This window comes from Frigidibacter sp. RF13, assembly GCF_026626305.1.
GTDB lineage: Bacteria > Pseudomonadota > Alphaproteobacteria > Rhodobacterales > Rhodobacteraceae > TMP-24.
The window spans coordinates 18,984-45,193 of record NZ_JAPNUE010000005.1 but is presented as its reverse complement, the minus strand read 5'-3'; the positions used below and the strand labels follow the sequence as shown (position 1 = coordinate 45,193).

The window sequence follows — 26,210 nt, the reverse complement described above, 5'->3', positions numbered from 1 at the left end:
CCCGGTGGGGGCGAATGCCCCCGCCGCCCCGGGGGGCGGGGGCTGCCCGTGCGGCTGGAGCCGCCCGGGCGCTCTTCTCAACCCGGTCGCGGCGCCCGAGGCGATGGCCTCGGACTTGCCACGCGTCGGTCAAGCGTCTATAGCCCCCCGGTCGGGCAACCAAGCACCGACTCAACATCAAGAAACGCCGTGTTCGGCCGCTCCCGTCGCTGGGGGCCGCATCCGGCAAGGAGAAGCGACATGAAACTGAATGAACTCCGGGACAATGCCGGTGCCGCCAAGAAATCCAAGCGCGTTGCGCGTGGTCCCGGTTCGGGCAAGGGCAAGACCGCTGGCCGTGGTATCAAGGGCCAGACCTCGCGTTCGGGCGTTGCCCTCGGTGGCTATGAAGGCGGCCAGATGCCGCTTTACCGGCGCCTGCCGAAGCGCGGCTTCAACAAGCCCAACCAGAAGAAATTCGCCGTCATCAACCTCGGCCTGATCCAGAAGTTCGTCGATGCGGGCAAGCTCGACGCGAAATCCGAGATCACCGAGGACGTCCTCGTCGCCGCTGGCCTGACCTCGCGCAAGTTCGACGGTATCCGCATCCTCGCCAAGGGCGAGATCAAGGCGAAGCTCAATCTTTCGGTCACCGGTGCCTCCGCCTCGGCGGTCGCGGCGGTCGAGAAAGCCGGCGGCTCGCTGAAAGTTGCGGCCACTGCGGCCGAATAAGCCGTTGCGGGCGGCGGGCTCGCCGCTTACATAGGCTAAGGTTTTTCCAGGCGCCGCCGACCGGAGACCGGTTCGGCGGCGCTGACTTGAAAGAGACGGAAATGGCATCTGCTGCAGAGCAAATGGCGGCGAACCTCAGCTGGGGCACCCTCGGCAAGGCGACGGACCTCCGCCAGCGCATCTTCTTCACCATCGGTCTGCTGATCGTCTATCGGCTCGGGACCTACATCCCGGTGCCGGGCATCGACGCGGCGGAACTGGCAAAGTTCATGGACAAGGCGAACCAGGGCATCGGCGGCATGCTGCAGATGTTCACCGGCGGCGCGCTTGGCCGGATGGGCATCTTCGCCTTGGGCATCATGCCTTATATCTCCGCCTCGATCATCGTGCAGCTGATGACGGCGATGGTTCCCGCGCTGGAGCAGCTGAAGAAGGAAGGCGAGCAGGGCCGCAAGAAGATCAACCAGTACACCCGCTATGGGACGGTGGGTCTGGCGACCTTCCAGGCCTGGGGTCTTGCGGCCTCGATCGCGAACGGCGGGCTTGCGCATGACCCGAGCCTCTTCTTCTATGTCTCCTGCGTTGTGACGCTCGTCGGCGGCACGATGTTCCTGATGTGGCTGGGCGAGCAGATTACCGCGCGTGGCATCGGCAACGGCATTTCGCTGATCATTTTCGTCGGCATCGTCGCGAACATTCCGCAGGCCTTGGCGCATTTCTTCGAACAGGGCCGGATCGGCGCGCTATCGGCGCCTGTCATCGTCGGTGTGATGCTGATGATCGTGGCCGTGATCGCCTTTGTCGTCTTCATGGAGAGGGCGCTGAGGAAGATCCATATCCAGTATCCCCGCCGTCAGGTGGGGATGAAGGTCTATGACGGGTCGTCCAGCCACCTGCCGATCAAGGTCAATCCGGCGGGCGTGATCCCGGCGATCTTTGCCTCGTCGCTGCTGCTCCTGCCCACCACGATCTCGACCTTCTCGGGCGGGCAGACCAATTCGATCCTCTCGACGGTCCTTGCCTATCTCGGGCCGGGCCAACCGCTGCACATGCTGTTCTATGCGGGCATGATCGTGTTCTTCGCCTATTTCTACACCGCGAACGTGTCGTTCAAATCCGACGAGGTCGCGGACAATCTGAAGAACCAGGGCGGTTTCATCCCGGGCATCCGGCCGGGCAAGAAGACCGAGGATTATCTCGATTACGTCGTGGCACGGGTACTTGTCGTTGGCTCTGCCTATCTCGCCGCCGTCTGCCTTCTGCCTGAAGTCCTTCGCGCACAGCTCGCCATTCCCTTCTATTTCGGTGGCACGTCTGTACTGATCGTCGTGTCGGTCACGATGGACACGATCAACCAGATCCAGTCGCACCTTCTGGCGCATCAGTACGAGGGTCTGATCGAAAAGTCGCAGCTTCGCGGCAAGCGCCGCAATGGCGCAAAGAAAGCTCCTGCACTTCGCTGAGGTCTTAATGAAGAACATCATCCTGCTGGGACCGCCGGGCGCGGGCAAGGGAACGCAAGCCCGCAAACTCGTGGAAGAACGCGGAATGGTGCAGCTGTCGACGGGAGACATGCTGCGCGAGGCGCGTACCAGTGGGACGGAGATGGGAAAGAAGGTCGCCGAGGTCATGGACCGTGGCGATCTGGTGACCGACGAGATCGTCATCGGCCTGATCGAGGAGAAGATGCGCGGCGCGGGCGGCGCCGGCTTCATCTTCGACGGCTTCCCGCGCACGCTTGGCCAGGCTGACGCGCTTGGCGCCATGCTGCGCCGGTCGGGGCAGGAACTGAATGCCGTGATCGAGATGCGCGTCGATGACGAGGCGCTTGTCCGCCGCATCTCGGGGCGCTTCACCTGTGGCAATTGCGGAGAAGTCTATCACGACGAGACCAAACCCACGAAGGTTTCGGGCGTCTGCGACGTTTGCGGATCGTCCGACATGAAACGCCGGGCCGATGACAATGCCGACAGCCTGAAAGTCAGGCTGATGGAATATTACAAGAAGACCTCGCCGCTGATCGGCTACTACTATGCACTCGGCGATCTTTTCACCGTCGACGGGCTGGCCGAGATCGACGCGGTCGCGGTCGCACTGGCGGAGATTCTGGATCAGCAATCGGCTGCTTGACCTTCAGCGTCAAACCCACTAGTTCACGGCGTCTCTAACGAGAATCGCCCTGATTTGGCGGAAATCCGCTCTATGGCGGACAAGCGGGTCCGAAGGTTCCCACCTCCGGGCCCTTGGTTGTGAAAAAAGGTTCTGGCACGACGGAACCGCAACGAAAGGAAGATACGCGTGGCACGTATTGCTGGCGTCAATATCCCGACGGGGAAGCGCGTCCCCATCGCCCTTCAGTATATCCATGGCATCGGCCCGATGTTCGCGGAACAGATCTGTGAATCGCTCAAGATCGATCGCGCCCGTCGCGTGAACGACCTTGCCGACGCCGAAGTTCTGGCTATCCGCGAATATATCGATGCGAACCTGACCGTCGAAGGCGACCTGCGCCGCGAAGTCACGATGAACATCAAGCGTCTGATGGACCTCGGCTGCTACCGCGGCCTTCGTCACCGCAAGAACCTGCCGGTCCGCGGCCAGCGCACCCACACCAACGCCCGCACCCGCAAGGGCCCGGCGAAGCCGATCGCCGGCAAGAAGAAGTAAGGGGAGCGCGTAAGTATGGCACGTGACACCAAAGTCGCCCGCATGAAGCGGAAAGAGCGCAAGAACATCGCCGCTGGCGTTGCGCATGTGAACTCTTCCTTCAACAACACTAAGATCCTGATCTCGGACGTGCAGGGCAATGCGATCGCCTGGTCGTCGGCCGGCACCATGGGCTTCAAGGGTTCGCGCAAATCGACCCCTTATGCCGCCCAGATGGCCGCCGAAGACGCTGGCAAGAAGGCGCAGGAACATGGTCTGAAGACGCTGGAAGTCGAAGTTCAGGGCCCGGGTTCGGGTCGTGAATCGGCGCTCCGCGCGCTGGCCGCCGTGGGCTTCAACATCACGTCGATCCGCGACGTGACGCCGATCGCCCACAACGGCTGCCGTCCGCCGAAGCGGCGCCGCGTCTGACGCAGTCGGAAAGAGCCGGGTCGCGGGATTTCTCGCGGCCCGGATTATTTGTTTGATCCCTCGGGCGTCCTTCACCTCTGGACATGGGTGACGGGCAAGAATGGAGGCGAAACGCATGATCCACAAGAATTGGGAAAACCTGATCAAGCCCGCGCAGCTTGATGTGCGGCCTGGCAAGGATCCGGCCCGCCAGGCAACGCTGGTTGCCGAACCGCTGGAGCGTGGCTTCGGCCTCACGCTTGGCAACGCGCTGCGCCGCGTTCTGATGTCGTCGCTGCAGGGCGCCGCGATCACCAGCGTCCAGATCGACAACGTTCTGCATGAGTTCTCGTCGGTTGCGGGCGTCCGCGAAGATGTCACCGACATCGTCCTGAACCTGAAGGGCGTCAGCCTGAAGATGGAAGTCGAAGGGCCGAAGCGCCTGTCGATCTCGGCCAAGGGCCCGGGCGTCGTCACCGCGGCGGAAATCTCGGAATCGAACGGGATCGAGGTTCTGAACAAGGACCATGTGATCTGCCACCTCGATGATGGCGCGGATCTCTTCATGGAACTGACCGTCGAAACCGGCAAGGGTTATGTCTCGGCCGACAAGAACCGCCCGGAAGATGCGCCGATCGGCCTCATTCCGATCGACGCGATCTATTCGCCGGTCAAGCGCGTGAGCTACGAGGTTCAGCCGACCCGCGAGGGCCAGGTCCTAGACTATGACAAGCTGACGATGAAGATCGACACCGACGGCTCGCTGACGCCCGAGGATGCGGTGGCCTATGCCGCCCGCATTCTGCAGGATCAGTTGGGCATCTTCGTCAACTTCGACGAGCCGGAAGCGGCCTCGAAGGCGGATGCGGACGACGGCCTGGAATTCAACCCGCTGCTGCTGAAGAAGGTCGACGAGCTGGAACTGTCGGTCCGTTCGGCCAACTGCCTGAAGAACGACAATATCGTCTATATTGGCGACCTGATCCAGAAGACCGAAGCCGAGATGCTGCGCACCCCGAACTTCGGCCGCAAATCGCTGAACGAGATCAAGGAAGTGCTTTCCGGCATGGGACTGCACCTCGGCATGGATGTCGAGGACTGGCCGCCGGAGAATATCGAGGACCTCGCCAAGCGCTTCGAGGATCAGTTCTGAGAGGGCGGGGGAAACCCCGCCTTCCGAAATGCCCGGACCGCCGGGGAAAAGACGGGCCAACCGGCCCCAAGGTGAGCAGGGAGACGAGAGCCCTGCCGGACAAAGCAAACGAAGGTTAGGAGAGACAAATGAACCATGGTGCTGGCTACCGCCGCCTGAACCGGACCCACGAACACCGCAAGGCGCTGTTCGCGAACATGGCCGGCTCGCTCATCGAGCATGAGCAGATCAAGACCACGCTGCCGAAGGCGAAGGAACTGAAGCCGATCGTCGAAAAGCTGATCACGCTGGCCAAGCGTGGCGATCTGCATGCGCGCCGTCAGGCCGCTGCCCAGCTGAAGCAGGACAAGCATGTAGCGCGTCTGTTCGAAATTCTCGGGCCGCGCTACAAGGAGCGCAACGGTGGCTGCGTGCGCGTGCTGAAGGCGGGTTTCCGTTATGGAGACATGGCGCCGATGGCGATCATCGAACTCGTTGACCGCGACACCAGCGCCAAGGGCGCAGGCGACCGCGCGCGCGTCGAGGCCGAGGAAGCCGCCGAAGGCTGATCCGCCACAACGGCGATGAACCAAAGACCCCGTCGGTTCCGGCGGGGTTTTCCTTTTCAAAAGATAGGCTGAATCCGAATCAATCGGAGGTTGGGTTGCGCACGTCGATGCGCGGCGGATCGCTGAGTTGCCTGCCCAACTCTACAAATCGTTGCTATTCCGCCACAGAAACGCCCCCAAACCGGGGTAATTGTACGCGGGTCGCCACAAGAAAAGGGTACATGTTTCTTGCAAAAAGCACAGGATTGCGCGTAACCAGTTGTAAAGTCCCTAAAAATATCGTCAAACTTCATCAATTACTAGTTGTGTCTGTGCGGGGCAAGTTACCATTTTGGATATGTCAGTAAATACAGGCCTAGACTTCGAGTTACGGAAACTGGCGCTAATGGCGCCGGCGGGGTATTTTGTTGGCCTGCATATCCGGTTCACCTCTCCGCTCCTGTCGTTCCAGACCTATGACCAGACCTGGCTCGATCATTATACCAACAACGGATATGTGCTGCGCGATCCGATGACGGCTTGGGGCTTTTCCACCACCGGCTCGATCCGCTGGAGCGACCCCAAGCTCATGGATCCGTTCGGCTTGTTCAAGGAAGCGGCGACCTACGGCCTCAAATTTGGCTGCACGGTTGCCTGCGGTCCGATCAGTTCCCGTACCATCGCGAGTTTTGCCCGGGCTGACCGGGAGTTCGAAGATCAGGAAATCGAAACGATCGCGGCGATCGTCCTGAGGCTTCACGATATTACAGAGCCGCCCGAAAGCCTTTCCCGCTCGCAGATTGAGGCGCTGAATTGCGTCGCCAAGGGGATGCGCCATGCCAAGGCCGCAGCCACGCTTGGCATTTCGGAAAGTGCGTTCAAGGCGCGGCTGAATTCGGCCCGGCAGAAACTTCTAGCCCGGACCACAGCAGAGGCCTTGCAAAGAGCCAAGGAGTATAAACTGCTGTGACCCGGATCCTGGATCAGGAAACCCTGCTGCCGGCGCACCCCGCCGATAGCGTCGGTTCGGAAATTCTCACCACGACCCTGTCGTTCGAGAATATCCATGCCCATGGCGAATTGTTCGGCAATTACTTCCGCCAGCGGAAGCAGTCGTTCATCAGCCTCAAGCGCTGGGCGCTGCCCGAAGCGCTTGGCATGGAATATGACCAGTACGACACGCCGGCGAGCCGCTGGGTTGTCGTGCATGACGAATATGGCCGGGTGCTGGCAGGGAACCGGCTGACGCCGACGACCGCGCGCTGCGGGCTTTACTCCTACATGATCCGCGATGCGCAGCGCGGTCTGATCGATTCCATCCCGTTCGATCTGCTCTACGACGAAGCGCCGGTGTCGGATCATATCTGGGAAAGCTCGCGCCTCTTCGTGTCGCATGACGTTCCCGCCGGTATCCGCCGCAAGGTCCATGCGATCCTGATTGCCGAGATCGGCAAGACCTCGCGCCGGCTCGGTGCTGCGACCTGCCTCACTCTTCTGGCCGCAACCTGGCCACGCTGGGCGCCACGCGTGCGGGTCGACATGACGGCGATGGGCAGGATCATGGAGATCGACGGCGAGGACTGCCAGGTCGTCTCGATGGACTTTTCGCGTCAGTTGAACTGAGGCGGCGCTACTCGGCCCTTCCGGCGCAGCGTTGCGACAGCTAGAGTCGGCCCATGGCCGATCTGTTCGACATAGCCGGAAAAGACGGCGCGCCCGCACCTGCACGGCCCCTGGCCGACCGCATCAGGCCGCGCACGCTGGACGAAGTTATCGGGCAGGAAAAGGTTCTCGGGCCCGAAGGGCCGCTTGGCGCGATGCTTACGGCGGGGAGCCTCTCGTCGGTGATCTTCTGGGGGCCGCCCGGTGTCGGCAAGACCACGATCGCGCGCCTTCTTGCCGCTGCGACCGACCGCGAGTTCGTGCAGATCAGCGCGATCTTCTCCGGTGTGCCGGAACTCAGGAAGGTCTTCGATGCAGCGAAGCTGCGCGCCCGGCAGGGCAGGGGCACGCTTCTTTTCGTCGATGAGATCCACCGCTTCAACAAGGCCCAGCAGGACAGTTTCCTGCCGCATATGGAAGACGGCACCATCCTTCTGGTCGGCGCCACGACCGAGAACCCGTCGTTCGAACTGAACGCCGCCGTTCTGAGCCGCGCACAGGTGATCGTCCTCACCCGTCTCACGCTTGCCGAACTGGAGCGGCTGGCGCAGCGTGCGGAAAAGGAGCTGAACCGCGCCCTGCCGCTTCGCCCGGAGGCGCGCGAGGCGCTTCTGGAAATGGCCGATGGAGACGGGCGGGCTCTTCTGAACCTCGTCGAACAGGTCGCGGCCTGGAAGGTGGATGGCCCCCTCGACCGTGATCAGCTGTCGCAGCGGCTGATGCGCCGCGCCGCCAAGTACGACAAGTCGGGGGATGAGCACTACAACCTGATCTCGGCGCTGCATAAATCCGTGCGCGGTTCAGACCCGGATGCGGCGCTTTACTGGCTGGCACGGATGCTGGAAGGCGGCGAAGACCCGCGCTTCCTTGCCCGCCGCATCACCCGCATGTCGGTCGAGGATATCGGCCTCGCCGATCCGCAGGCGCAGACGATCTGCCTGCACGCCTGGGAAGTCTATGAGCGGCTGGGCACGCCCGAGGGCGAACTGGCACTCGCGCAGGCAGTCATCTATCTGGCTTTGGCGCCCAAGTCGAACGCCGCCTACACGGCCTACAAGGCCGCCCGCGCCGAAGCGCGGCGGACCGGCTCGGAGCCGCCGCCGAAACATATCCTCAATGCGCCGACCCGGCTGATGAAGGACGAAGGCTATGGCGCGGGCTATGCATACGACCACGATGCCGAAGACGGGTTTTCGGGGCAGAACTATTTCCCCGAAACCATGCGCCGGCCGGTCCTTTATCAGCCGGTCGAACGGGGTTTCGAGCGCGATCTGAAGAAGCGGGTCGAGTGGTTCGCCAAGCTCAGGGACAAGCGGCAGACCTGACCGCCTCGGGCGCCTTAGGCTTCTCGTCGGGCGCGCGACGAGCGGCGCAGCCGACGAGAAGCTGCTGGCAGGAGCTGCTGATGGGAGCATCTGTTGACATCGCGCGCGCGAGCGAAGAGGAAGGCGCATGTTTACAACCCTTGTCCAGGTGGCGCTCGGCGGCGCCCTCGGCGCCTCGGCCCGGTATCTGACCGGCACGGCCGCGCTGCGTCTGATCGGCCCGGGCTTTCCCTGGGCCACGCTTTTGGTGAATGTCGTCGGGTCGTTCCTGATGGGCGTGCTCGTCATCTGGTTCGCGCAGCGTGATCTTGCGCGGCTTCAACCCCTCCTGATGACCGGCCTTCTCGGCGGGTTCACCACCTTCTCGGCCTTCTCGCTGGATGCTGTCAGCCTTTGGCAGCGTGGCGAGACGTCGGGTGCGGCGCTCTATGTCGGTGCGTCGGTTGTACTTTCGCTCGCGGCACTTCTGGCGGGCATTGGCGCGGCACGGGGGCTGCTGGCATGAGCGGGGTCAGGATGATGGTGGTGGCCGAGGCCGACGGCGAAAGCCGTCTCGACCGCTGGCTAAAAAAGCGCCTGCCCGAGGTCACGCAAGGCCAGGTCGAGAAATGGTGCCGCACCGGTCAAATCCGGGTCGACGGCGCGCGCGCAAAGGCCTCGACCCGCGTCGGACCGGGGGCCGAGATCCGCGTGCCACCGCTGCCGAAGGCCGATCCCGATGCGCCACGGCCCGCGCCGACGCCCGGTGTGCCGGAGGCGGACGCGCGGATGATCCAGGCGGCGGTCCTGTGGAAAGACGAACATATCATCGCGCTGAACAAGCCGCCGGGCCTGCCCTCGCAGGGCGGATCGGGGCAGGGTGACCGGCATGTCGACGGGCTGACGGCCGCCCTGATGTTCGGTTACAAGGACAGGCCGAAGCTCGTTCACCGGCTCGACAAGGATACCTCGGGCGTATTGCTGCTCGCCCGCACCGACCGGATCGCGCGGGCGCTGTCGGAAGCGTTCCGCGCCCGGACCACCCGCAAGATCTACTGGGCGGCGGTCGCGGGTGTGCCGAACCCGAAGATGGGTACGATCCGCTTCGGTCTCGTGAAGGCGCCGGGGCGTGGCGGCGCGGGCGAGGGCGAAAAGATGGTCGCCATCCACCCGTCGAAAGTCGATCAGACCGAAGGCGCCAAGCGGGCGACTACTGACTACGCGGTCCTTGAGGCGCTGGGCACGCGCGCTTCCTGGGTCGCCATGGTGCCGATCACTGGGCGCACCCACCAGCTGCGCGCCCATATGGCCGAGCTTGGCCATCCGATCGTGGGCGACGGCAAGTATGGCGGATCGGGTCAGGAAAACCTTGGCGACGGTTGGGGTGCGCAGCTCGGCGGCGACATCAGCCGCAAGCTGCATCTGCACGCCCGATCCATCGCCTTCGACCATCCGATCACCGGCAAACGCATAACGCTGACCGCGCCCTTGCCCGACCATATGAAGCGCACCTGGAAGACGCTGGGCTGGGCCGAGGCCGCCGTCTTCGCCGACCCGTTCCGGGACGCTGAATGAGCAGGGCGCGGCTCGTGATCTTCGATGTCGACGGCACGCTCGTCGACAGCCAGGATCATATCCTCGCGGCGATGGCCGCGGGTTTCGCCGCAGTCGAAAGGCCGATGCCCGCGCGCGAGCAGGTGCTTGGCATTGTCGGCTTGTCGCTGCCGGAAGCGGTCGCACAGCTTGTGCCGGATTGCCCCTTGGCAATTCAACATCGGATCGTCGAGGCCTACAAAGGGTCTTTCGGGCAGCTGCGCGAACGAGCGCATTCGCCGCTCTTCGACGGTGCCGCGCTGCTTTTGCACCGGCTCGCGGCCGACCCACATGTCCGGCTTGCCGTCGCAACCGGAAAATCCCGGCGCGGCTTGCGGCATGTCCTTTCGGCGCACGGGCTTGACGGTATGTTCGACAGCGTTCAGGTCGCGGACGATCATCCGTCGAAGCCCCATCCCTCGATGGTCCTGGCGGCACTTGCCGAGACCGGGGTCCCCGCGGCAGATGCCGTGATGATCGGGGACACGAGCTTTGACATGGAAATGGGGCGGGCGGCGCGCGTGCCAACCATCGGCGTCACTTGGGGTTATCATCCGGTGACGGCACTTAGGGCCGCCGGCAGGCTGGTCGGCACATTCGGGGCGCTGGCGGCAGCGCTTGAGGAGACTTGGGAACGGGCATGAGCGGCTGGAAGGCAAAGCGGTTCTGGAAGGACGTCACGGTTCATGCGGTGGACGGCGGGTTTGAGGTGAACGCCGATGGGCGGGTGTTGAAGACACCGGCGAAGGCTGCACTCCGTCTGCCCACCAGCGCGATGGCCGAGGCGGTCGCAGCCGAGTGGCGGGCGGTTGAGGAAACGGTTGATCCCCGCCTCATGCCGGTGACGCGCGCGGCCAATGCGGCAATCGACAAGGTCGCGCAGCAGTTCGACGAAGTGGCAGAGATGATCGCCGCCTACGGCGCATCGGATCTACTGTGTTACCGCGCCGAGGCACCCGCAGCGCTGCGCCTGGCACAGGCGAAGGTCTGGGACCCGATGCTTGACTGGGCCGAGCGCGCACTCGGCGCGCGGCTGGTGACGACGACGGGTGTCGTGCCAGTTCAACAACCGGCTGGCGCTCTGGGAAAACTCTCGCGAAAGGTCCGTGAAACGACACCGTTTCAGCTGACGGCACTGCATGATCTGGTGTCGCTGAGCGGCTCGCTGATCCTGGGCCTGGCTGCGGCCACCGACGAATTCGATGTCGCCAATCTCTGGGAAATGTCGCGATTCGATGAGGAGTGGCAGGCGCGGCAATGGGGTGAAGACGAAGAAGCGTCCGTCATAGCGGAAAAAAAGCGAACCGACTTCCTTCGGGCGAGACATTTCTGGGAACTCTGTAGCTAAGCGGCGAAATATTCTGTCAAGCCGTATGTACAGCGGTTTAGCTTTATTTCTGTCCGCCAAGAAATGCACTTCGACCGGCAAAATGGCGGAATGTATCCTTGACGCGCCGCGCCCATCTGTCGAAACTGCCCCCGCTGGGGAGCCCCAACAAACTTGTCAGGACAACTGGCGATAACAGACCGCTCGTGGCCCGGGCGGCAACTCAGGAAGAGGTACTCATGAAAAAATCCGTATTTCTCGGAACGCTGGCAGCGTCGGCCCTGATGGCCGGTTTTGCCTCGGCCGGCACGCTTGATGACGTGAAGGCCCGGGGCGAGCTGATCTGCGGTTCGAACACCGGCCTGACGGGCTTCGGTGCGCCGGACGCCAACAACAACTGGACCGGCTTCGATGTCGATCTCTGCCGTGCCCTCGGCGCCGCCGTTCTCGGCGACCCGAGCAAGGTGAAGTTCGTTCCGACCACCGGCGAGACCCGCTTCACCGCGCTCGCCTCGGGCGAAGTGGACCTTCTCGTCCGTAACTCGACCTGGACCTACTCGCGCGACACCGACCTCAAGCTCGATTTCGTCGGCGTGAACTACTATGACGGCCAAGGCTTCATGGTGAAGAAGGATCTCGGCATCCTTTCGGCCAAGGAACTCGACGGCGCCACCGTCTGCATCCAGACCGGCACCACGACCGAACTGAACCTTGCCGACTTCTTCAAGTCGAACAACATCAGCTACACCCCGGTTACGGTTGCTGACGACGCCGAAGCCCAGCGCCAGTACATGGCCGGCGCCTGCGACGCGTTCACCACCGACGCCTCGGGCCTTGCCGCGACCCGCGCCACGCTGCCCGATCCGGACAACCACATCATCCTGCCCGAGATTATCTCGAAAGAGCCGCTCGGCCCGGTCGTCCGTCACGGCGACAACCAGTGGGGTGACATCGTTCGCTGGACGCTCAACGCGCTCCTGACGGCCGAAGAGAAGGGCGTCACCAAGGCCAACGCCGAAGAGATGGCTGCGTCCTCGACCGACCCGGAAGTTCGCCGCCTCCTTGGCGTCGAAGGCGACATGGGTACCATGACCGGTCTCGACAAGGATGCGTTCAAGCGCGCCATCATGGCGAACGGCAACTATGGTGAAATCTTCGCCGCCAACATCGGCGAATCCACCCCGATCGGTCTGGCCCGTGGCCTGAACGAACTGTGGATCAACGGCGGCCTGCAGTACTCGCCGCCCTTCCGCTGATCGTCTGACCTTGAGAGCGCGCCCTATCGGCGCGCTCTTTTTCTACCAGTAGCAACGCGACGACCGCCGGGGCGCGAGACCCCATATGACGCCCATTCACGGACGCGCTGTCAGTCGCAGGGGGGAGCCAATGGCCTATGTCGCCGACGCGCCGAAAGAAACCTTTCGGCTGAGCATGCTTATCTATGACACGCGGTACCGTTCGATCACCATTCAGGTGATCGTGCTGATCCTCGCGCTTCTGTTCGTCGGCTGGCTGGCCGACAACACGATCAAGAACCTTGCCGCCAAGGACAAGGACATCAACTTCAGTTTCCTGTGGAACCGGGCGGGCTATGATATCGGCCAGCAGCTCATTCCCTACACCAACGACAGCACCCATTCGCGGGCAGCGGTGGTCGGCCTTCTCAATACGCTGGTCGTGGCGTTCTTCGGTTGCATCTTCGCGACGATCCTTGGCGTGTTTGCCGGTGTGCTCAGGCTTTCGAACAACTGGGTCGTCAGCCGGATCATGACGGTCTATGTCGAGACGTTCCGCAACGTTCCCCTCCTGTTGTGGATCATCCTGTCCTTCACCATCCTGTCCGAGGTCACATCGCCGCCCAATGCGTTCCGACTGACCGACGAGATGATTGCGAGCGGGCAGGAACCTGCGGCGAGCATGCTCTTCAACGATTCGGTAGCGATCACCAACCGTGGCACCGACATTCCCTGGCCCCTGCTGGAACGCCCGATGGGTGGTGCCGAGTTTGCCGGAGTGCCGATCAACTTTGCCGTGGTTATATCGCTCCTGCTGCTCGCGGCCTCGGTCTATGTGGCGCGGCGCAACAGCCAGCGTGCCCGCAAGACCCAGGAGGAAACCGGCGAACGGCCCGTGGTCTGGTGGCAGAACCTGCTGGTGGTCGTGCTGCCAGTGGCAGCGTTCCTCGCGTGGCGCGGATTCCATCTGGAATATCCCGAACTCAAGGGCTTCAACTTCCGTGGCGGCCTGTCCATCGCGCATTCCTTCACCGCGCTTCTCATCGCTCTCTCTCTCTATACCGGTGCCTTCATCGCTGAGGCGGTGCGTGCCGGTATTCTGGCGATCTCGAAAGGCCAGACCGAGGCGGCCTATGCGCTTGGTATCCGGCCGGGGCGGACGATGCGCCTCGTCGTTCTGCCGCAGGCGCTACGCGTCATCATCCCGCCGCTGATCAGCCAGTACCTGAATCTGACCAAGAACACGACGCTGGGGATGGCGATCAGCTATCTCGACCTCAAGGGCACGCTGGGCGGCATCACGCTGAACCAGACTGGCCGTGAACTTGAGTGCATGATGCTGATGATGGGCATCTATCTGATCCTCAGCCTCATCATCTCGTCGGTCATGAACGCGTTCAACGCGGCCGTTAAGCTGAAGGAGCGTTGAGATGGAGACCGCAACCCCCATTTTCGTTCGCAACGAAATGCTCGGGCCGAAGGAGCCGCCGACCTCGCAGCGCGGTGTGGTAAAGTGGTTTCGGGAGAATCTGTTCTCGACGCCGCTTAACTCGATCCTCACCGTGATCGGCGTCGCCTTCGTTTACCTTGTTCTGAAGACGGTTGTGCCGTGGGTCTGGAACGGTGTTTGGACGGCGAGTTCGCTGTCGGAATGCCGCCAGATTATCGCCGAGACTCTCGGACCCGACAGCCATGCGGCCTGTTGGGCGATGATCGCCGAGCGCTGGAAGCAGTTCATCTACGGCTTCTACCCAATGGACAGCTACTGGCGCCCCACGCTCGCGTTCGCGCTCATGTTCGTGGCACTGGCGCCGGTCCTTTACTTCGGTATCCGCCATATCAATGTGCGGATGGTGGGAGCGGTCGGCGTTCTGCTGATGATCGCTCTTTGGGGCTTGGGGACGGACGGGGCGCATATCGGGCTTGCTTTGGTCCTTATGGCGGCGCTGACCGCTGTCGCTTGGGTCGCGCCTAAGAAACTCGTCTGGCTGACCCTCCTTTACCCCGCGATCGGCTTCTTCCTTCTCTGGGGTGGGTCGGTCTGGGGTCCGGTGGGCGCGCTTCTCGGCTTCGTGATCCTCGCCTTCGTGTGGCTCGGGCTGCAGCGCCAGGTGGGTGTGGTTGTCGCAGGGGGCATTGCCCTGATTACCGCGGCCGTCTGGTGGTTGTCGGTCCAGACGCATGTGACCGGCGCGCTGCATGCAGCCATGCCGATTGGTCTGCCGCCTGTGCGATCTGACCAGTTTGGCGGCTTCCTTCTGGCGTTCGTGATCGGGGTGACGGCAATCGCCGCATCGCTACCGATCGGCATCCTGCTTGCCCTCGGCCGCCGGTCGGACATGTTCCTGATCAAGACGATGTCCGTCGGGTTCATCGAATTCGTCCGGGGCGTGCCCCTGATCACGATGCTCTTCGTTGCCTCGCTCTTGCTGCAGTATTTCCTGCCGCCGCAGACGAACTTCGACCTGATCCTGCGCGTCATCATCCTCGTCACGCTCTTCTCGGCCGCCTATATTGCCGAGGTGATCCGGGGCGGCCTCGCGGCCCTACCGCGCGGCCAATACGAGGCGGCCGATGCGCTGGGGCTTGACTATTGGCAGGCCCAGCGGCTGATCATCATGCCGCAGGCGCTGAAGATCTCGATCCCGGGGATCGTGTCCTCGTTCATCGGACTTTTCAAGGACACGACGCTGGTGGCGCTCGTGGGTCTTGCCGATCCGCTGCAGGGCATAACCAAAATCGCACGGGCCGATATCAACTGGAAGGGTATCTACTGGGAACCCTACCTGTTCGTCGGCCTCATCTTCTTCGCCTGCTGTTTCAGCATGTCGCGCTATTCGATGTATCTCGAGCGCAAGCTGAAGCGCGACCACCGTTAAGGAGCATCCATCATGTCGGAAGCAATCACCCGCCAGATCGACCGCAGCCATATGCAGGTCAGTGACGAGGTCGCGATCCAGATCACCAGCATGAACAAATGGTACGGGGCCTTCCATGTGCTCCGTGACATCAACATGACGGTGAACCGGGGCGAGCGGATCGTCATCTGCGGCCCCTCGGGCTCTGGCAAGTCGACGCTGATCCGCTGCATCAACCGGCTGGAAGAACACCAGTCCGGCAAGATCGTGGTCGACGGCACGGAGCTGACTTCGGACCTCAAGAACATCGACAAGGTGCGCTCTGAAGTCGGTATGGTTTTCCAGCACTTCAACCTGTTCCCGCATCTCACGATCCTTGAGAACTGCACGCTCGCGCCGATCTGGGTCCGCAAGACGCCCAAGCGCGAGGCCGAGGAAGTGGCGATGCACTTCCTGTCGAAGGTGAAGATCCCCGAACAGGCCCATAAGTATCCTGGCCAATTGTCGGGCGGTCAGCAGCAGCGCGTGGCGATCGCCCGCTCGCTCTGCATGAAACCTCGCATCATGCTCTTCGACGAACCGACCTCCGCCCTTGATCCCGAGATGATCAAGGAAGTGCTCGATACGATGATCGAGCTGGCCGAAGAGGGGATGACAATGCTGTGCGTCACCCACGAGATGGGCTTTGCCCAGGCCGTGGCCAACCGCGTGATCTTCATGGACCAGGGCCAGATCGTCGAACAGAACGAGCCGAAAGAGTTCTTCAACAATCCGCAGTCGGATCGGACGAAGCTGTTCCTCAGCCAGATCCTCGGGCACTGACGGGCCGCTCTTCGCGCCTTTCGTGCGCTCATCGCTAAATGGGAAGGGGGGCCGACTGCCCCCCTTCGCGCTTTCAGCGCACCCCCGAGGATATTTCGAAACGAAAGACCCCGTTGAAACGTCAATCCCGCCCGGACGGGATGAAGAAGTCGAGGACCGAGCCTGCGCCGAACTTCACCGCCTGCCAGCCGTCAATCTGGAAATCGTAGACGGTGGTGGCGGCCGTCGGGTAGCGACCGAAATCCGGGTGGTTCGGGGCGCGGGCGGCAAGGCGGCGCGCCAGTTCGCCGATGCCGGGATTGTGGCCGATCATCATCACAGTTTCGCCGGTTGCCCGCGCAAGGGCCGCGAGCATCACATCGGGCGAGGCGTGATAGAGCGCATCGAGATACTCGACCCGTGGCGTCACTTCGAGGGGCGCGGCAGCCGCCACAGTCCAGGTTTCCCGCGTGCGCGTCGCCGTCGAGCAGAGGACCTGGTCGGGCTCGTAGCCGCGCGAATGTAACCAATCGCCAAGCTCCAACGCCGAGCGGCGGCCCCTGCGGTTCAGGGGGCGGTCGTGATCCTCCATCATCGGATCGTCCCAGGCGGATTTTGCGTGGCGCGTCAGGATCAGGCGGCGGTGTCCGGCTGGGATCATTTGTGAAAGAGCCTCATGTGATAGGCGGATTGTTCCTCCACCCTGCCATAGGCTTTCGAGAGGGGGCAAGCGCGACGAACACGGCAGCCGCGATTGAGGCAATCTTGTCCCTCTGACCGGTCGAGAAAGGCGTGGCAGGTCGGTACGTCATATCCGTCTTGCCCAAGCGCGCCGACCGGGCAGGCGGTCAGGCATGGCTTTTCGGCGCAGCTGTCGCAGGGGTTCGGGACGGGTGGCGGCAGATCGACCACTTCGCGCAGCGCGATGGCGCCGCGATAGGAGACAAAGAGGCCCGCGCGATCATGGACGAGGATCGTCACCGGCGAAGCGAAGGCGCGGCCCGAGCGCACGGCCCAGGGGAAGAATGGATGGTGCGGCGGGCCGCCGAAGGGAAAGACCGCCAAGCCGCCCGAGGCGCGCGCAATCTCGGCTATGGCCCGTTCCGACCAGCGATCTACCGGATCAGCCTTGCCATCGGCCCATTCCGGCTGGGCGGTCAGATGGGCCCAGAAGCCCGGCTCCTCCGGCCCGACGAGCACGAGTGTGCGCCATTCGGGCGGTAGACCGTCTTCCGCCGTCAGGCGAAGCGCGCCGAAGAGGCCCAGCCGATGAGGCGCCGCCCGGGCGGCGATCTCCTGCAGTAGCGTCACCGGACGCGCGGCTTCACGCGCGGCTCGGTCGAGCGGATCTGGCTGCCCGCGCCATGGTCGGTGAAGAGTTCAAGGAGACAAGCATTCGGCGTCCGCCCGTCCATGATCGTCACCGCGCGCACGCCCTGTTCCAGCGCCATCAGCGCGGTTTCGGTCTTGGGGATCATGCCGCCCGCGATCACGCCGTCCTGCGTCATCTGGCGGACCTCGTCCGGCGTGATCTGGGTCATCACCTCGCCTGCGGCGTTCTTGACCCCCGCAACATCGGTGAGAAGCAGCAGGCGATCGGCCTGCAGCGCCCCGGCAATCGCTCCTGCCGCTGTGTCGCCATTGACGTTGAAGGTTTCATTGTCGGCCATGCCCGTTGCGACCGGCGCCACCACCGGAATGATTCCGGCCCTGTACAGGTCGCGCAGCACCTGCACGTTCATCTCGACCGGGCGGCCGACAAAGCCCAGGTCCGGGTCATCGGCCACGCATACCATCAGGTCGTCATCCTTGCCGGAAATGCCGACCGCCCGCCCGCCCGCATCCATGATTGCCTGAACGATACGCTTGTTCACAAGGCCCGAGAGGATCATCTCGACCACCTGCACGGTGGCCCGGTCCGTCACCCTCTTGCCGCGCACGAACTCCGACTTGATCCCGAGTTTGGTCAACATCTCGTTGATCATCGGCCCGCCGCCATGAACCACGACGGGGTTCACACCCACCTGTCGCATCAGAACGACATCGCGGGCAAACTCGGCCATTGCCGCGTCATCGCCCATCGCATTGCCGCCGAATTTCACCACGACGACCGCGCCCGAGAAGCGCTGCAGATAGGGCAAAGCTTCGGAGAGGGTCTTGGCGGTGGCAAACCAGTCACGATCCATCGTCTGTTTTCTCATGATGCCCTCGGGGTAACGGGGTCTTGTTAGCCCCCTTGCGCGCGCCTGCCAAGACCGGGAAAGTGACGCCGGAATGAACATAGGGCGGATCATGGCTGACGATGTCAAAACCCTTCTTCTCACCGGCGCCTCGCGCGGGATCGGCCATGCGACCGTCAAGCGTTTCGGGCGCGAGGGCTGGCGGGTCCTGACCTGTTCGCGCCAGCCGTTCGATCCGCGCTGCCCCTGGCCAGGGGGCGAGGAGAATCATATCCAGATCGACCTTGCCGATCCGAACGCCACGATGGCCGCGCTTGAGGTGATCCGGGCCAAGTTGAACGGTCGGTTGGATGCGCTCGTTAACAATGCGGGCATTTCACCGAAAGGGCCAAGTGGCAGCCGGTTGAACTCGATCGACACCGACCTGCGCGACTGGGGCAAGGTCTTTCATGTGAACTTCTTCGCACCCATCGTTCTGGCGCGCGGTCTGCGGGACGAACTCTCGGCCGCGAAGGGCGCGGTGGTGAATGTTACGTCCATCGCAGGTAGCCGAGTCCACCCGTTTGCCGGTGCGGCCTATGCGACTTCGAAGGCGGCCCTGAAGGCCCTGACACGCGAGATGGCACATGATTTCGGGCCTTTGGGCGTGCGGGTGAATGCGATCGCCCCGGGGGAAATCGAAACCTCGATCCTGTCGCCCGGTACCGAAAAGATCGTCGAGGGGCTGCCGATGCGCCGCCTCGGCCAGCCCTCGGAAGTGGCGGATGTCATCTGGTTCCTCTGTTCGGATCAGTCATCCTATGTCACCGGCACGGAAATCGAGGTGAATGCCGGGCAGCACGTCTGAGGCTGAAAATCCCTCGCGAAGGATTTTCACGAGGGCAACACAAAGGCCGAAGAATCTTCGCGAAAATTCTTCGGCGTCAGCCGAGCTCAGCGATCACCGCGCGCAGCGTCTCGATGCCTTCGCCCTTTTCCGACGAGGTCAGGATGATCTCGGGGAAGGCGGCCGGGTGCTTCTGCAGTGCGGCGCGCACTTGCGCGAAGATCGCCTCGCGGTCGGAAGCCTTGACCTTGTCGGCCTTGGTCAAGACCGTCTGGAAGGTCACGGCGGATCGGTCGAGAAGAGTGAGGATCTCTTCGTCCACTGACTTGATGCCATGGCGACAATCGATCAGCACGAAGACCCGGCGCAAGGTCGGGCGCCCGGCGAGATAGGCTTTCAGAAGCCGCTGCCATTTCTCGACAATCGGCTTCGGCGCCTCGGCAAAGCCGTAGCCCGGCAGGTCGACCAGATAATGGCTCTCGCCCGCGGTGAAATAGTTGATTTCCTGCGTCCGGCCCGGGGTGTTCGAGGCACGCGCAAGGTTGCGGCGGCCGGTCAGCGCGTTGATCAGGCTGGATTTGCCGACGTTCGACCGGCCGGCGAAGCAGATCTCCACCCGGTCGGCCGGCGGTAGGTGGCTCATCTCGACCGCGCCCTTCAGGAACTCGACCTGGCCGGTCATGAGTATACGGCCGCGCTCGCGTGCGTCAGCGTCCGGCTCTTCGGTGAAGGGGAAGGGCTGGATCACGGCAGGACGGCGATCTGATCGCCCTCCCGGATCGTGCCGCCTTCGATTACCCTGGCATAAAGGCCGAAATTCTGATGGCCGAAGCGGGCGCGGAGCGCGGCGAGCGTATCGGCATCGCGGACGCCGGTTTCGGGATTGGTCGTAGTGGCAAGGCAGCGCTCGATCGGCTCGACCACGTCAAGCAAGACCTCGCCCACGCGCAGGCGGCGACCGACAAGGTCTGGTTCCAAGAACGGCTCCAGCCCTTCGGCCCAGATGTTCGCACGCCAGCGCTTGGGCGACAGGTCGGTGCCCATCGCGGCACCCAGCGCCCGGTTCGAGGCGAGCGAAATGAGCGAGACCGAGGGATAGTCCGTATCTGTCATGCCCCGGTCGGCAACCGAATATAGGCGTGTGGGCTGCGCGCGATTTGCGGCGACGAGCGGCCGCACCCACTCCAGAAAGCGATCCTCATCCTGCGGTTCGTCTGGTCTGAAGGTGATAGCGGGCCGGTCGGGATGGGTAAGCGTCAGTTGCCCGGTCACCGGTTCCAATTGCGCGTCGATCGCCATCAGCTGCGGCGATTTCGAGACGAGAGAGAAGTTCTGGCAGGGCGCCCACTCACCTTCGGTGATCTTTGACGCCTCATGCGCGACGGCCCACCGGCGATCCCACGGCAGCCCCTGGCCCGCTGTTAGCACGACGGACGCGAGAGCCTCGCGTCCGTGCGATTTCAGCGGGTGGCGCTGAAGGGCGGCGACGGTCGCGGTCATTTCTCGGGCGCGCCGTTCCGCTTGAAGCCTGCCCGGATATTGCCGAAAATGTCCGGCCTTTTCCCGTGCATCGCCATGATCGTGTACTGCTGGATGAAGGTGATCGTGTTGTTGGTGATCCAGTAGAGCACGAGGCCCGAGGCAAACGAGCCCAGCATGAACATGAATATCCAGGGCATCCAAGCGAAGACAGCAGCCTGGGTAGGATCGGTCGGCGCGGGGTTCAGCTTCTGTTGGAACCACATCGAGATACCCAGAAGGATCGGCAGAACGCCAAGCGAGAAGAGGAAAAAGAGGCTTCCGGGCTCCGGCGTCGCCCAGGGCAGGAGGCCGAAGAGGTTGAGGATCGACGAGGGGTCGGGCGCCGACAGATCCTTGATCCAGCCGATCCAGGCGGCGTGACGCAGGTCGAGCGTGACGAAGATCACCTTGTAGAGCGCGAAGAAGATCGGGATCTGGATCAGGATTGGCAGGCAGCCCGAGGCAGGATTGACCTTTTCCTTCTTGTAGAGCGCCATCATGCCCTGCTGCATCTTCTGGCGGTCGTCGCCTGCCTCTGCCTTCAGCTTCTCCATCTCGGGCTGAAGTTCCTTCATCTTGGCCATCGAGATGTAGGACTTCCGCGCAAGCGGGAAGACGAGCGTCTTGATGACGAAGGTCAGCGCGATGATCGCCCAGCCCATGTTGCCGATCGTGCCGTTCAACCAATGAAGCAACAGGAACATCGGCTTGGTCAGGAAGTAGAACCACCCCCAGTCGATCGCGTCGACGAACCGGTCTATGCCCGCCGCCTGATAGGCCTTGATCGCTTCCCACTTCTTGGCGCCGGCAAAGAGCTGGGTCGAGACCGACGCGCTTGCGCCGGGTGCAACCTCAACCTCAGGCTCGATCGCCCAGGCCTCGTAGCTTTCGCGCGACGCGTCGAAGCGCACCACCGACCGGAAAGGCTGGCCAGCGCTCGGCGCCAGCGAGGTCATAAAATATTTGTCTGTGAAGCCGATCCAGCCGTTTCCGGTGACGGCGATCTCGCTTGTCGGCAGGCCGCCTTGCTGCGGGACTTCGAGATCGGCGAATTCGTCATAGTCGATTTCTTCGAGGCGGCCGTCGGACATGCGGATGGCGCCCTCGTGCGCAATATAGAACCCTTCGAGTTTGGGCAGGCCCCGCCGCGCGACGACGCCATAGGAAGACATGCGCACCGCGGTCGCGCCCTTGTTCTCGACCGACTGGGTGATCTTGAACATGAAGTCGCTGTCGACCTCGATCAAGCGCCGGAAGGTCAGGCCCTTGCCGTTGTCCCACGAAAGCTCCACCGGCGTGTCGGGCGTAAGTTTATCGCCCTTGGCGAGTGTCCATAGGGTCGTTGCGCCCGGCATGTCGGTTGCAGCGGCGCCCTGACCGGCAACCCAACCATAAAGTGCGAAATAGGGTTTGTACGCCGCGTCTGCAGCGCCGCCCTCGGGCGACAGTAGCCTGATGGCATCGGATCCGGCTGCGAGCGAAACCCGGTAGTCCGACAGCAGAAGGTCATCGATACGCCCGCCAAGCAGCGAGATCGAGCCCGAAAGGCGAGGAGTTTCGATCTCGACGCGGGGTGCGGCCGCAAGTGCAGCCGCAACCTCGGTCGTCGCAGCGGGGTCGTTTAGTGTGGTTGCGCCGGGGGCCGGATCGATGCTTTGCCCATCCGCTGCTTGCTGGCTTGCGGCTGGCGGCGGCGCGGTCAGGTCGGCGCCCGGCGGCGGGGCGAAGACCGTGTACCAGACGAGGATCACCAGAAAGGAGAGCACCGTCGCCAGAATGAGATTCTTGTTCTGATCGTCCATCAGGACCTACCACCCGTCGAAACCAAGATCAGGCCGGTTCAACAGAAGGGGCGGCGAAAGGTCAAGGTCTTTTGCGGCAATCGAGGCCCGCGGTGGCGCAGGAAACGTCGGGGCACGTGCAAATGCGTTGGCGCACAGGCCGGAACATTGCTCCCGCGCGGGTTCTGCGCGATCAGCTTGCTGGTTTGGCAGTGCGGGACTAGCCGGTCCTGCGTCCGAGATTTGGCGTTTCGTCAAGCTTCGTCCGGTGCCGCTCCAGCCAGGCAATCGTCTCATCGAAAGGCATCGGGCGTGCGATGGCATAGCCCTGCACATGACCACAGCCGAGCTGGGCGAGCATTGCATGTTCGCCGACCGTCTCGACCCCTTCGGCGAGCGTTGCCAGCGACAGTTGCTCGGCCATCGACAGGATCGCCGCGACCATGCGCTGCTGCGTGGGGTCGCAGTCGACGCGTGTCACGAACGAGCGGTCTATCTTCAGCCGGCTGACTGTGAAGCGGCGTATGGAGGTGATCGAGGCATGTCCGGTGCCGAAATCATCAAGGTCGATGCCGCAGCCAAGGCTCGCCAGCGCCGCGATATTGCGCACGACCATGTCGTTCTCGGTCTCGGCCACCACGGTTTCGAGGATCTCGATCGTCAGGCGCCCTGCATCCAGATCGAACCGGTCCAGTTCCCATTTCAGTTTTTCGACCAACTTGGGGTTCCTCAGCTCCTCCCGGCAGAAATTGACCGCGATATTCGGCACGCGGTAGCCCGCCCGGTCCCAAGCGCGAAGCGCGTTCAACGCCTGAAAGAGGATGACCTCGCCCAGTCGCGCGGCAAGACCGCTGGAGGTGAGCGCGGGCAGAAATTCACCGGGTGGCAAGAGACCGCGTTCTGGATGTTTCCAACGCGCGAGTGCCTCAAACCCCGAAACTTCGCCGGTATCCGTCGAAAGCTGGGGCTGGAAGTGAGCGACGATCTGGCCATTGTCGAGCGCGAATTCGATCTGGTCGCGCAGCGACTGACGATGCTCGGCATGCGCGGCGATTTCTTGCGAAAAGGCGCGGATCGCCGAGGGACCGTTGCGCCAGGCATCGTCGGCGGCAAGCTCCGCAGCGGTCAGGAGTGCTGCCCCCGTCGGCTCGACGATCCTCCCAGGCAGGCAAAAACCGATCGAGCAAGAAACATAGAGCGTCATCGCATCGATCGACATCGGTTCCTGCACCGCCGCCTGGGCACGCGCGGCGATCTGGATCAGCGTCTCAAGGTCAGCCCGCCGCATAGGCCCGAGCGCCAGCGCGAACCTGTCACCTTCAAGGCGTGCGACCGTGTCATGCTGGCGCATGGTCACCAGCAGCCGTTCGGCCACGCGCCGTATCGCATGGTCATGCGCGGCCTGACCGTGCCGTTCGACGATCAGACGGGCGTCATCCAGCACAAGCACAAGACAGGCGGTGCTTTTGCCGGTCGAGGCCGCATGGGTCAGCACGGTTTGCAATGCGTGTTCAGCGCGGGTACGCAGCACGAGGCCGCTCAGCGCATCGCGTGGTTCATGTTCTGGCGGCGCCGGGCCACGGGCGCCCGGGGCAGCGTCGGGTTCGGTGGCGAGTGCGATGGGGAGGGCAGCGACAAGAAGGATGATCGCGCCTTCTGCCCCGAACCAGAGCCAGGCCAGAGCCGCGGCAGGCGCCAGGCCAAGATAGGCGGGGCGCCAGACGCGCTTCAGCCCGGCCGCCATCCCACTACGCGTCGGCAGCAACGATCGCAGCATGGGTTCCCTTTCCTCGCAGGCCAACCCGGCCTTGAAGAGAACCTAAGCAGAACGAAGTGACCACGAAGTTAATCCGTGTCTGAAAGCCTCGGTGGCACGTCCGGATCGGCGCTCTGCGGCCTGCCGGGCGCGAGGCCGAGGAAATCGAAGAGTTTCGGGTCCGGCAGATGCGAGGGCCGCGCGTTCAGAAGGGCGCGGAACATCACCTGACGGCGGCCGGGGCTGCGCGTCTCCCATTCGTTCAAGAGCTTCTTGACCTGTGCGCGTTGCAGGCCCTCCTGACTGCCGCAAAGGTCGCAGGGGATGATCGGGTAGTTCATCGCCTTTGCGAAGCGCTCGCAGTCCGACTCGGCTACGAAGGCGAGCGGGCGGTAGACGAACAGATCGCCATCCTCATTCAGAAGCTTCGGCGGCATGGTGGCGAGCCGCCCGCCATGGAAGAGGTTCATGAAGAAGGTTTCAAGGATATCGTCGCGGTGATGGCCAAGGACCACCGCGCTGCAGCCTTCCTCGCGCGCGATTCGGTAGAGGTTCCCGCGCCGGAGCCGCGAGCAGAGCGAACACATGGTTCCGCCCGGCGCGATCTTCGACGTCACGACCGAATAGGTATCCTGATATTCGATCCTGTGCGGCACGCCCATGCGGGTCAGGAACTCCGGCAGCACCGTCGCCGGAAAGCCCGGCTGGCCCTGATCAAGATTGCAGGCCAGCAGATCGACCGGCAGAAGCCCCCGCCATTTCAACTCGGTGAGCGCGGCCAGAAGCGTGTAGCTGTCCTTGCCGCCCGACAGGCAGACGAGCCAGCGCGCGCCGCGTTCGATCATACCATAGGTCTCGATCGCCTCGCGCACATCGCGCACGATGCGTTTTCTGAGCTTCCTGAACTCGGTCGAGGAAGGCGCACCATGGAACAGCGGATGGATATCGTCGAGATCGTCAAGCATGGCATGGCTATCGCAGATGCGACACCGTTCCGCAATCGCCCCGAAAAGCCGCCCCTCAGTCCCGTCCGGGCGGCACCGGATCATGCCCCGACCCGCCCCACGGATGGCAGCGACCGATCCGACGCAGCGCGAGCCAGCCGCCCTTCACCGCACCATGCCTTTCCAGCGCTTCCAGAGCGTAGGCTGAACAGGTCGGCTGATAGCGGCAATTGTGCCCGACCCAGGGGCTGAGAAGCAGCCTGTAGGCCCGAACGGGCAGGGCGAGAACTTGGGCAAGCGGGCTCATGGCTTGCGGTGGACCTGGGCGAGCGCGGTCCGCAGGTCAGAGAGAAGCAGCGCGAAGTCGCGATCGGCTGTGACGCCGGGCCGGCCGATCAGCACATAGTCCCAGCCCGGGCGCCCGGTACCTGGCAGGACGCTCCGTGCGATCTCGCGCAGGCGGCGCTTGGCGCGGTTGCGGGCGACGGCGTTGCCGACCTTCTTCGAACAGGTGAAGCCGACGCGGATGAGGGAGCCCCCGGCCTCGCCTTCGACCTCATTGGGGCCACGGCGACGCGCTTGAAGTAGGAAACTGCCCGCCGACTGCCGCCTGGCCTGTGCCGCCTTGAGGAAGTCGGAGCGGTTCCTCAGAACATCCAGACGAACGGAAACCGCCGGGGGCTGCGCCGCCCCCGACCCGTCAGGGCCAGTCGCGGGAGCCTCCGGCGGTGTCATGCCGTGTATCGGTGAACTTACGCCGACAGGACCTTGCGGCCACGGGCGCGGCGGGCGTTCAGCACCTTGCGGCCGCCCTTGGTCGCCATGCGCGCGCGGAAGCCGTGGCGGCGGGCGCGAACCAGGTTCGACGGTTGATAGGTGCGTTTCATTTTTCTTGCTCCGGCTCATCGGGCCCAAACCCGGAAGGGATTCGAAGGCCTTTCATTCGAAGCCCGGTCCATAGACGCATGGTGGAC

30 protein-coding genes are annotated in these 26,210 nt (G+C 63.4%); 19 read left to right on the top strand and 11 right to left on the bottom strand.

Features of this window, described 5'->3' with window-relative positions; translation table 11 throughout:
- Positions 1 to 240 precede the first annotated feature (240 nt).
- The 18 genes from rplO to OU426_RS11305 all read left to right on the top strand — a co-directional run bounded on the left by rplO (position 241) and on the right by OU426_RS11305 (position 16,249).
- A complete protein-coding gene (rplO, locus tag OU426_RS11390) occupies positions 241 to 711 on the top strand; it encodes a 50S ribosomal protein L15 (protein WP_267634119.1) in 471 nt (156 codons plus the stop codon).
- Positions 712 to 812: 101 nt separating this feature from the next.
- Complete coding sequence (gene secY, locus OU426_RS11385; protein WP_267634117.1) at positions 813 to 2,174, top strand: preprotein translocase subunit SecY; 1,362 nt, start codon at positions 813 to 815, stop codon at positions 2,172 to 2,174.
- Positions 2,175 to 2,181: 7 nt separating this feature from the next.
- Complete coding sequence (locus OU426_RS11380) at positions 2,182 to 2,841, top strand: adenylate kinase (RefSeq protein ID WP_267634116.1); 660 nt, start codon at positions 2,182 to 2,184, stop codon at positions 2,839 to 2,841.
- 168 nt (positions 2,842 to 3,009) lie between these two features.
- On the top strand, positions 3,010 to 3,378 hold the full coding sequence (gene rpsM, locus OU426_RS11375) for a 30S ribosomal protein S13 (RefSeq protein WP_267634114.1): 369 nt from the start codon (positions 3,010 to 3,012) through the stop codon (positions 3,376 to 3,378).
- A gap of 15 nt (positions 3,379 to 3,393) precedes the next feature.
- Complete coding sequence (gene rpsK / locus OU426_RS11370; protein WP_267634112.1) at positions 3,394 to 3,789, top strand: 30S ribosomal protein S11; 396 nt, start codon at positions 3,394 to 3,396, stop codon at positions 3,787 to 3,789.
- 115 nt (positions 3,790 to 3,904) lie between these two features.
- Positions 3,905 to 4,921, top strand: coding sequence for a DNA-directed RNA polymerase subunit alpha (locus tag OU426_RS11365; protein WP_267634111.1), 1,017 nt, complete (start codon positions 3,905 to 3,907; stop codon positions 4,919 to 4,921).
- Positions 4,922 to 5,049: 128 nt separating this feature from the next.
- On the top strand, positions 5,050 to 5,469 hold the full coding sequence (rplQ, locus tag OU426_RS11360) for a 50S ribosomal protein L17 (protein WP_267634109.1): 420 nt from the start codon (positions 5,050 to 5,052) through the stop codon (positions 5,467 to 5,469).
- A 337-nt stretch (positions 5,470 to 5,806) separates the two neighbouring features.
- Positions 5,807 to 6,418: a helix-turn-helix transcriptional regulator gene (locus tag OU426_RS11355; protein WP_267634108.1), complete on the top strand. Its 612-nt coding sequence runs from the start codon at positions 5,807 to 5,809 to the stop codon at positions 6,416 to 6,418.
- 62 nt (positions 6,419 to 6,480) lie between these two features.
- Positions 6,481 to 7,071: an acyl-homoserine-lactone synthase gene (locus tag OU426_RS11350; protein ID WP_267634328.1), complete on the top strand. Its 591-nt coding sequence runs from the start codon at positions 6,481 to 6,483 to the stop codon at positions 7,069 to 7,071.
- A 53-nt stretch (positions 7,072 to 7,124) separates the two neighbouring features.
- On the top strand, positions 7,125 to 8,435 hold the full coding sequence (locus OU426_RS11345) for a replication-associated recombination protein A (protein WP_267634107.1): 1,311 nt from the start codon (positions 7,125 to 7,127) through the stop codon (positions 8,433 to 8,435).
- A gap of 127 nt (positions 8,436 to 8,562) precedes the next feature.
- A complete protein-coding gene (crcB, locus tag OU426_RS11340) occupies positions 8,563 to 8,940 on the top strand; it encodes a fluoride efflux transporter CrcB (RefSeq protein ID WP_267634106.1) in 378 nt (125 codons plus the stop codon).
- Positions 8,937 to 9,989 (top strand): RluA family pseudouridine synthase, encoded by a 1,053-nt coding sequence (locus OU426_RS11335; protein WP_267634105.1) that lies wholly within the window; start codon positions 8,937 to 8,939, stop codon positions 9,987 to 9,989. Before crcB ends, OU426_RS11335 begins: the two co-directional genes overlap by 4 nt.
- The gene (locus tag OU426_RS11330; protein WP_267634104.1) at positions 9,986 to 10,651 is read left to right on the top strand and encodes an HAD-IA family hydrolase; all 666 of its coding nucleotides are present in this window, start codon (positions 9,986 to 9,988) and stop codon (positions 10,649 to 10,651) included. The genes OU426_RS11335 and OU426_RS11330 overlap by 4 nt, the downstream gene beginning before the upstream one ends.
- Positions 10,648 to 11,355: an ATP12 family chaperone protein gene (locus OU426_RS11325; protein ID WP_267634102.1), complete on the top strand. Its 708-nt coding sequence runs from the start codon at positions 10,648 to 10,650 to the stop codon at positions 11,353 to 11,355. The genes OU426_RS11330 and OU426_RS11325 overlap by 4 nt, the downstream gene beginning before the upstream one ends.
- A gap of 218 nt (positions 11,356 to 11,573) precedes the next feature.
- Positions 11,574 to 12,590 (top strand): amino acid ABC transporter substrate-binding protein, encoded by a 1,017-nt coding sequence (locus OU426_RS11320; RefSeq protein ID WP_267634101.1) that lies wholly within the window; start codon positions 11,574 to 11,576, stop codon positions 12,588 to 12,590.
- Between the two features lie 130 nt (positions 12,591 to 12,720).
- Complete coding sequence (locus tag OU426_RS11315; protein WP_267634099.1) at positions 12,721 to 13,998, top strand: amino acid ABC transporter permease; 1,278 nt, start codon at positions 12,721 to 12,723, stop codon at positions 13,996 to 13,998.
- Position 13,999: 1 nt separating this feature from the next.
- The gene (locus OU426_RS11310; RefSeq protein WP_267634098.1) at positions 14,000 to 15,448 is read left to right on the top strand and encodes an amino acid ABC transporter permease; all 1,449 of its coding nucleotides are present in this window, start codon (positions 14,000 to 14,002) and stop codon (positions 15,446 to 15,448) included.
- 12 nt (positions 15,449 to 15,460) lie between these two features.
- Entirely contained in the window at positions 15,461 to 16,249 is a 789-nt protein-coding gene (locus OU426_RS11305) for an amino acid ABC transporter ATP-binding protein (protein ID WP_324289812.1), read from the top strand.
- A gap of 121 nt (positions 16,250 to 16,370) precedes the next feature.
- On the opposite strand, the gene OU426_RS11300 is transcribed toward OU426_RS11305, so the two are convergent.
- Genes OU426_RS11300 through argB form a run of 3 tightly spaced genes read right to left on the bottom strand, consistent with a single transcriptional unit; the run spans position 16,371 to position 18,414 of the window.
- The gene (locus tag OU426_RS11300) at positions 16,371 to 16,889 is read right to left on the bottom strand and encodes a SixA phosphatase family protein (RefSeq protein WP_267634096.1); all 519 of its coding nucleotides are present in this window, start codon (positions 16,887 to 16,889) and stop codon (positions 16,371 to 16,373) included.
- Complete coding sequence (locus OU426_RS11295) at positions 16,886 to 17,539, bottom strand: ferredoxin (RefSeq protein ID WP_267634095.1); 654 nt, start codon at positions 17,537 to 17,539, stop codon at positions 16,886 to 16,888. Before OU426_RS11295 ends, OU426_RS11300 begins: the two co-directional genes overlap by 4 nt.
- Complete coding sequence (gene argB / locus OU426_RS11290; protein WP_267634326.1) at positions 17,536 to 18,414, bottom strand: acetylglutamate kinase; 879 nt, start codon at positions 18,412 to 18,414, stop codon at positions 17,536 to 17,538. The genes OU426_RS11295 and argB overlap by 4 nt, the downstream gene beginning before the upstream one ends.
- 106 nt (positions 18,415 to 18,520) lie before the next feature.
- Here argB and OU426_RS11285 point away from each other — a divergent pair, with 106 nt between their 5' ends.
- A complete protein-coding gene (locus OU426_RS11285; RefSeq protein ID WP_267634094.1) occupies positions 18,521 to 19,255 on the top strand; it encodes an SDR family NAD(P)-dependent oxidoreductase in 735 nt (244 codons plus the stop codon).
- Positions 19,256 to 19,331: 76 nt separating this feature from the next.
- Here OU426_RS11285 and yihA read toward each other — a convergent pair whose 3' ends face one another.
- The 8 genes from yihA to rpmH all read right to left on the bottom strand — a co-directional run bounded on the left by yihA (position 19,332) and on the right by rpmH (position 26,123).
- Positions 19,332 to 19,982 (bottom strand): ribosome biogenesis GTP-binding protein YihA/YsxC, encoded by a 651-nt coding sequence (yihA, locus tag OU426_RS11280; protein ID WP_267634092.1) that lies wholly within the window; start codon positions 19,980 to 19,982, stop codon positions 19,332 to 19,334.
- Positions 19,979 to 20,734: an MOSC domain-containing protein gene (locus OU426_RS11275; protein WP_267634091.1), complete on the bottom strand. Its 756-nt coding sequence runs from the start codon at positions 20,732 to 20,734 to the stop codon at positions 19,979 to 19,981. The genes yihA and OU426_RS11275 overlap by 4 nt, the downstream gene beginning before the upstream one ends.
- Positions 20,731 to 22,557, bottom strand: coding sequence for a membrane protein insertase YidC (yidC, locus tag OU426_RS11270; protein ID WP_267634090.1), 1,827 nt, complete (start codon positions 22,555 to 22,557; stop codon positions 20,731 to 20,733). Before yidC ends, OU426_RS11275 begins: the two co-directional genes overlap by 4 nt.
- 199 nt (positions 22,558 to 22,756) lie before the next feature.
- Entirely contained in the window at positions 22,757 to 24,313 is a 1,557-nt protein-coding gene (locus OU426_RS11265; RefSeq protein ID WP_267634089.1) for a putative bifunctional diguanylate cyclase/phosphodiesterase, read from the bottom strand.
- Between the two features lie 68 nt (positions 24,314 to 24,381).
- Positions 24,382 to 25,257: a tRNA 2-thiocytidine(32) synthetase TtcA gene (gene ttcA, locus OU426_RS11260; RefSeq protein ID WP_267634325.1), complete on the bottom strand. Its 876-nt coding sequence runs from the start codon at positions 25,255 to 25,257 to the stop codon at positions 24,382 to 24,384.
- A 55-nt stretch (positions 25,258 to 25,312) separates the two neighbouring features.
- Positions 25,313 to 25,543, bottom strand: a complete 231-nt coding sequence (gene yidD, locus OU426_RS11255) for a membrane protein insertion efficiency factor YidD (protein ID WP_267634088.1) — start codon at positions 25,541 to 25,543, stop codon at positions 25,313 to 25,315.
- Positions 25,540 to 25,971: a ribonuclease P protein component gene (rnpA, locus tag OU426_RS11250; RefSeq protein WP_267634087.1), complete on the bottom strand. Its 432-nt coding sequence runs from the start codon at positions 25,969 to 25,971 to the stop codon at positions 25,540 to 25,542. Before rnpA ends, yidD begins: the two co-directional genes overlap by 4 nt.
- A gap of 17 nt (positions 25,972 to 25,988) precedes the next feature.
- The gene (gene rpmH / locus OU426_RS11245) at positions 25,989 to 26,123 is read right to left on the bottom strand and encodes a 50S ribosomal protein L34 (RefSeq protein ID WP_267634086.1); all 135 of its coding nucleotides are present in this window, start codon (positions 26,121 to 26,123) and stop codon (positions 25,989 to 25,991) included.
- Positions 26,124 to 26,210 lie beyond the last annotated feature (87 nt).

Excerpts from the sequence above, each read along its gene's own strand:
- rpsK (WP_267634112.1), top strand. The coding sequence starts at position 3,394 with ATGGCACGTGACACCAAAGTCGCCCGCATGAAGCGGAAAGAGCGCAAG.
- OU426_RS11305 (WP_324289812.1), top strand. The coding sequence starts at position 15,461 with ATGTCGGAAGCAATCACCCGCCAGATCGACCGCAGCCATATGCAGGTC.
- OU426_RS11275 (WP_267634091.1), bottom strand. The coding sequence starts at position 20,734 with ATGACCGCGACCGTCGCCGCCCTTCAGCGCCACCCGCTGAAATCGCAC.
- ttcA (WP_267634325.1), bottom strand. The coding sequence starts at position 25,257 with ATGCTTGACGATCTCGACGATATCCATCCGCTGTTCCATGGTGCGCCT.
- OU426_RS11365 (WP_267634111.1), top strand. The coding sequence starts at position 3,905 with ATGATCCACAAGAATTGGGAAAACCTGATCAAGCCCGCGCAGCTTGAT.
- secY (WP_267634117.1), top strand. The coding sequence starts at position 813 with ATGGCATCTGCTGCAGAGCAAATGGCGGCGAACCTCAGCTGGGGCACC.
- rplO (WP_267634119.1), top strand. The coding sequence starts at position 241 with ATGAAACTGAATGAACTCCGGGACAATGCCGGTGCCGCCAAGAAATCC.
- OU426_RS11330 (WP_267634104.1), top strand. The coding sequence starts at position 9,986 with ATGAGCAGGGCGCGGCTCGTGATCTTCGATGTCGACGGCACGCTCGTC.
- rnpA (WP_267634087.1), bottom strand. The coding sequence starts at position 25,971 with ATGACACCGCCGGAGGCTCCCGCGACTGGCCCTGACGGGTCGGGGGCG.
- argB (WP_267634326.1), bottom strand. The coding sequence starts at position 18,414 with ATGGATCGTGACTGGTTTGCCACCGCCAAGACCCTCTCCGAAGCTTTG.
- OU426_RS11380 (WP_267634116.1), top strand. The coding sequence starts at position 2,182 with ATGAAGAACATCATCCTGCTGGGACCGCCGGGCGCGGGCAAGGGAACG.
- yidC (WP_267634090.1), bottom strand. The coding sequence starts at position 22,557 with ATGGACGATCAGAACAAGAATCTCATTCTGGCGACGGTGCTCTCCTTT.
- rpmH (WP_267634086.1), bottom strand. The coding sequence starts at position 26,123 with ATGAAACGCACCTATCAACCGTCGAACCTGGTTCGCGCCCGCCGCCAC.
- OU426_RS11335 (WP_267634105.1), top strand. The coding sequence starts at position 8,937 with ATGAGCGGGGTCAGGATGATGGTGGTGGCCGAGGCCGACGGCGAAAGC.
- OU426_RS11310 (WP_267634098.1), top strand. The coding sequence starts at position 14,000 with ATGGAGACCGCAACCCCCATTTTCGTTCGCAACGAAATGCTCGGGCCG.
- OU426_RS11355 (WP_267634108.1), top strand. The coding sequence starts at position 5,807 with ATGTCAGTAAATACAGGCCTAGACTTCGAGTTACGGAAACTGGCGCTA.
- yidD (WP_267634088.1), bottom strand. The coding sequence starts at position 25,543 with ATGAGCCCGCTTGCCCAAGTTCTCGCCCTGCCCGTTCGGGCCTACAGG.
- OU426_RS11320 (WP_267634101.1), top strand. The coding sequence starts at position 11,574 with ATGAAAAAATCCGTATTTCTCGGAACGCTGGCAGCGTCGGCCCTGATG.
- crcB (WP_267634106.1), top strand. The coding sequence starts at position 8,563 with ATGTTTACAACCCTTGTCCAGGTGGCGCTCGGCGGCGCCCTCGGCGCC.
- rplQ (WP_267634109.1), top strand. The coding sequence starts at position 5,050 with ATGAACCATGGTGCTGGCTACCGCCGCCTGAACCGGACCCACGAACAC.
- OU426_RS11315 (WP_267634099.1), top strand. The coding sequence starts at position 12,721 with ATGGCCTATGTCGCCGACGCGCCGAAAGAAACCTTTCGGCTGAGCATG.
- OU426_RS11345 (WP_267634107.1), top strand. The coding sequence starts at position 7,125 with ATGGCCGATCTGTTCGACATAGCCGGAAAAGACGGCGCGCCCGCACCT.
- OU426_RS11285 (WP_267634094.1), top strand. The coding sequence starts at position 18,521 with ATGGCTGACGATGTCAAAACCCTTCTTCTCACCGGCGCCTCGCGCGGG.
- OU426_RS11265 (WP_267634089.1), bottom strand. The coding sequence starts at position 24,313 with ATGCTGCGATCGTTGCTGCCGACGCGTAGTGGGATGGCGGCCGGGCTG.
- OU426_RS11325 (WP_267634102.1), top strand. The coding sequence starts at position 10,648 with ATGAGCGGCTGGAAGGCAAAGCGGTTCTGGAAGGACGTCACGGTTCAT.
- OU426_RS11300 (WP_267634096.1), bottom strand. The coding sequence starts at position 16,889 with ATGATCCCAGCCGGACACCGCCGCCTGATCCTGACGCGCCACGCAAAA.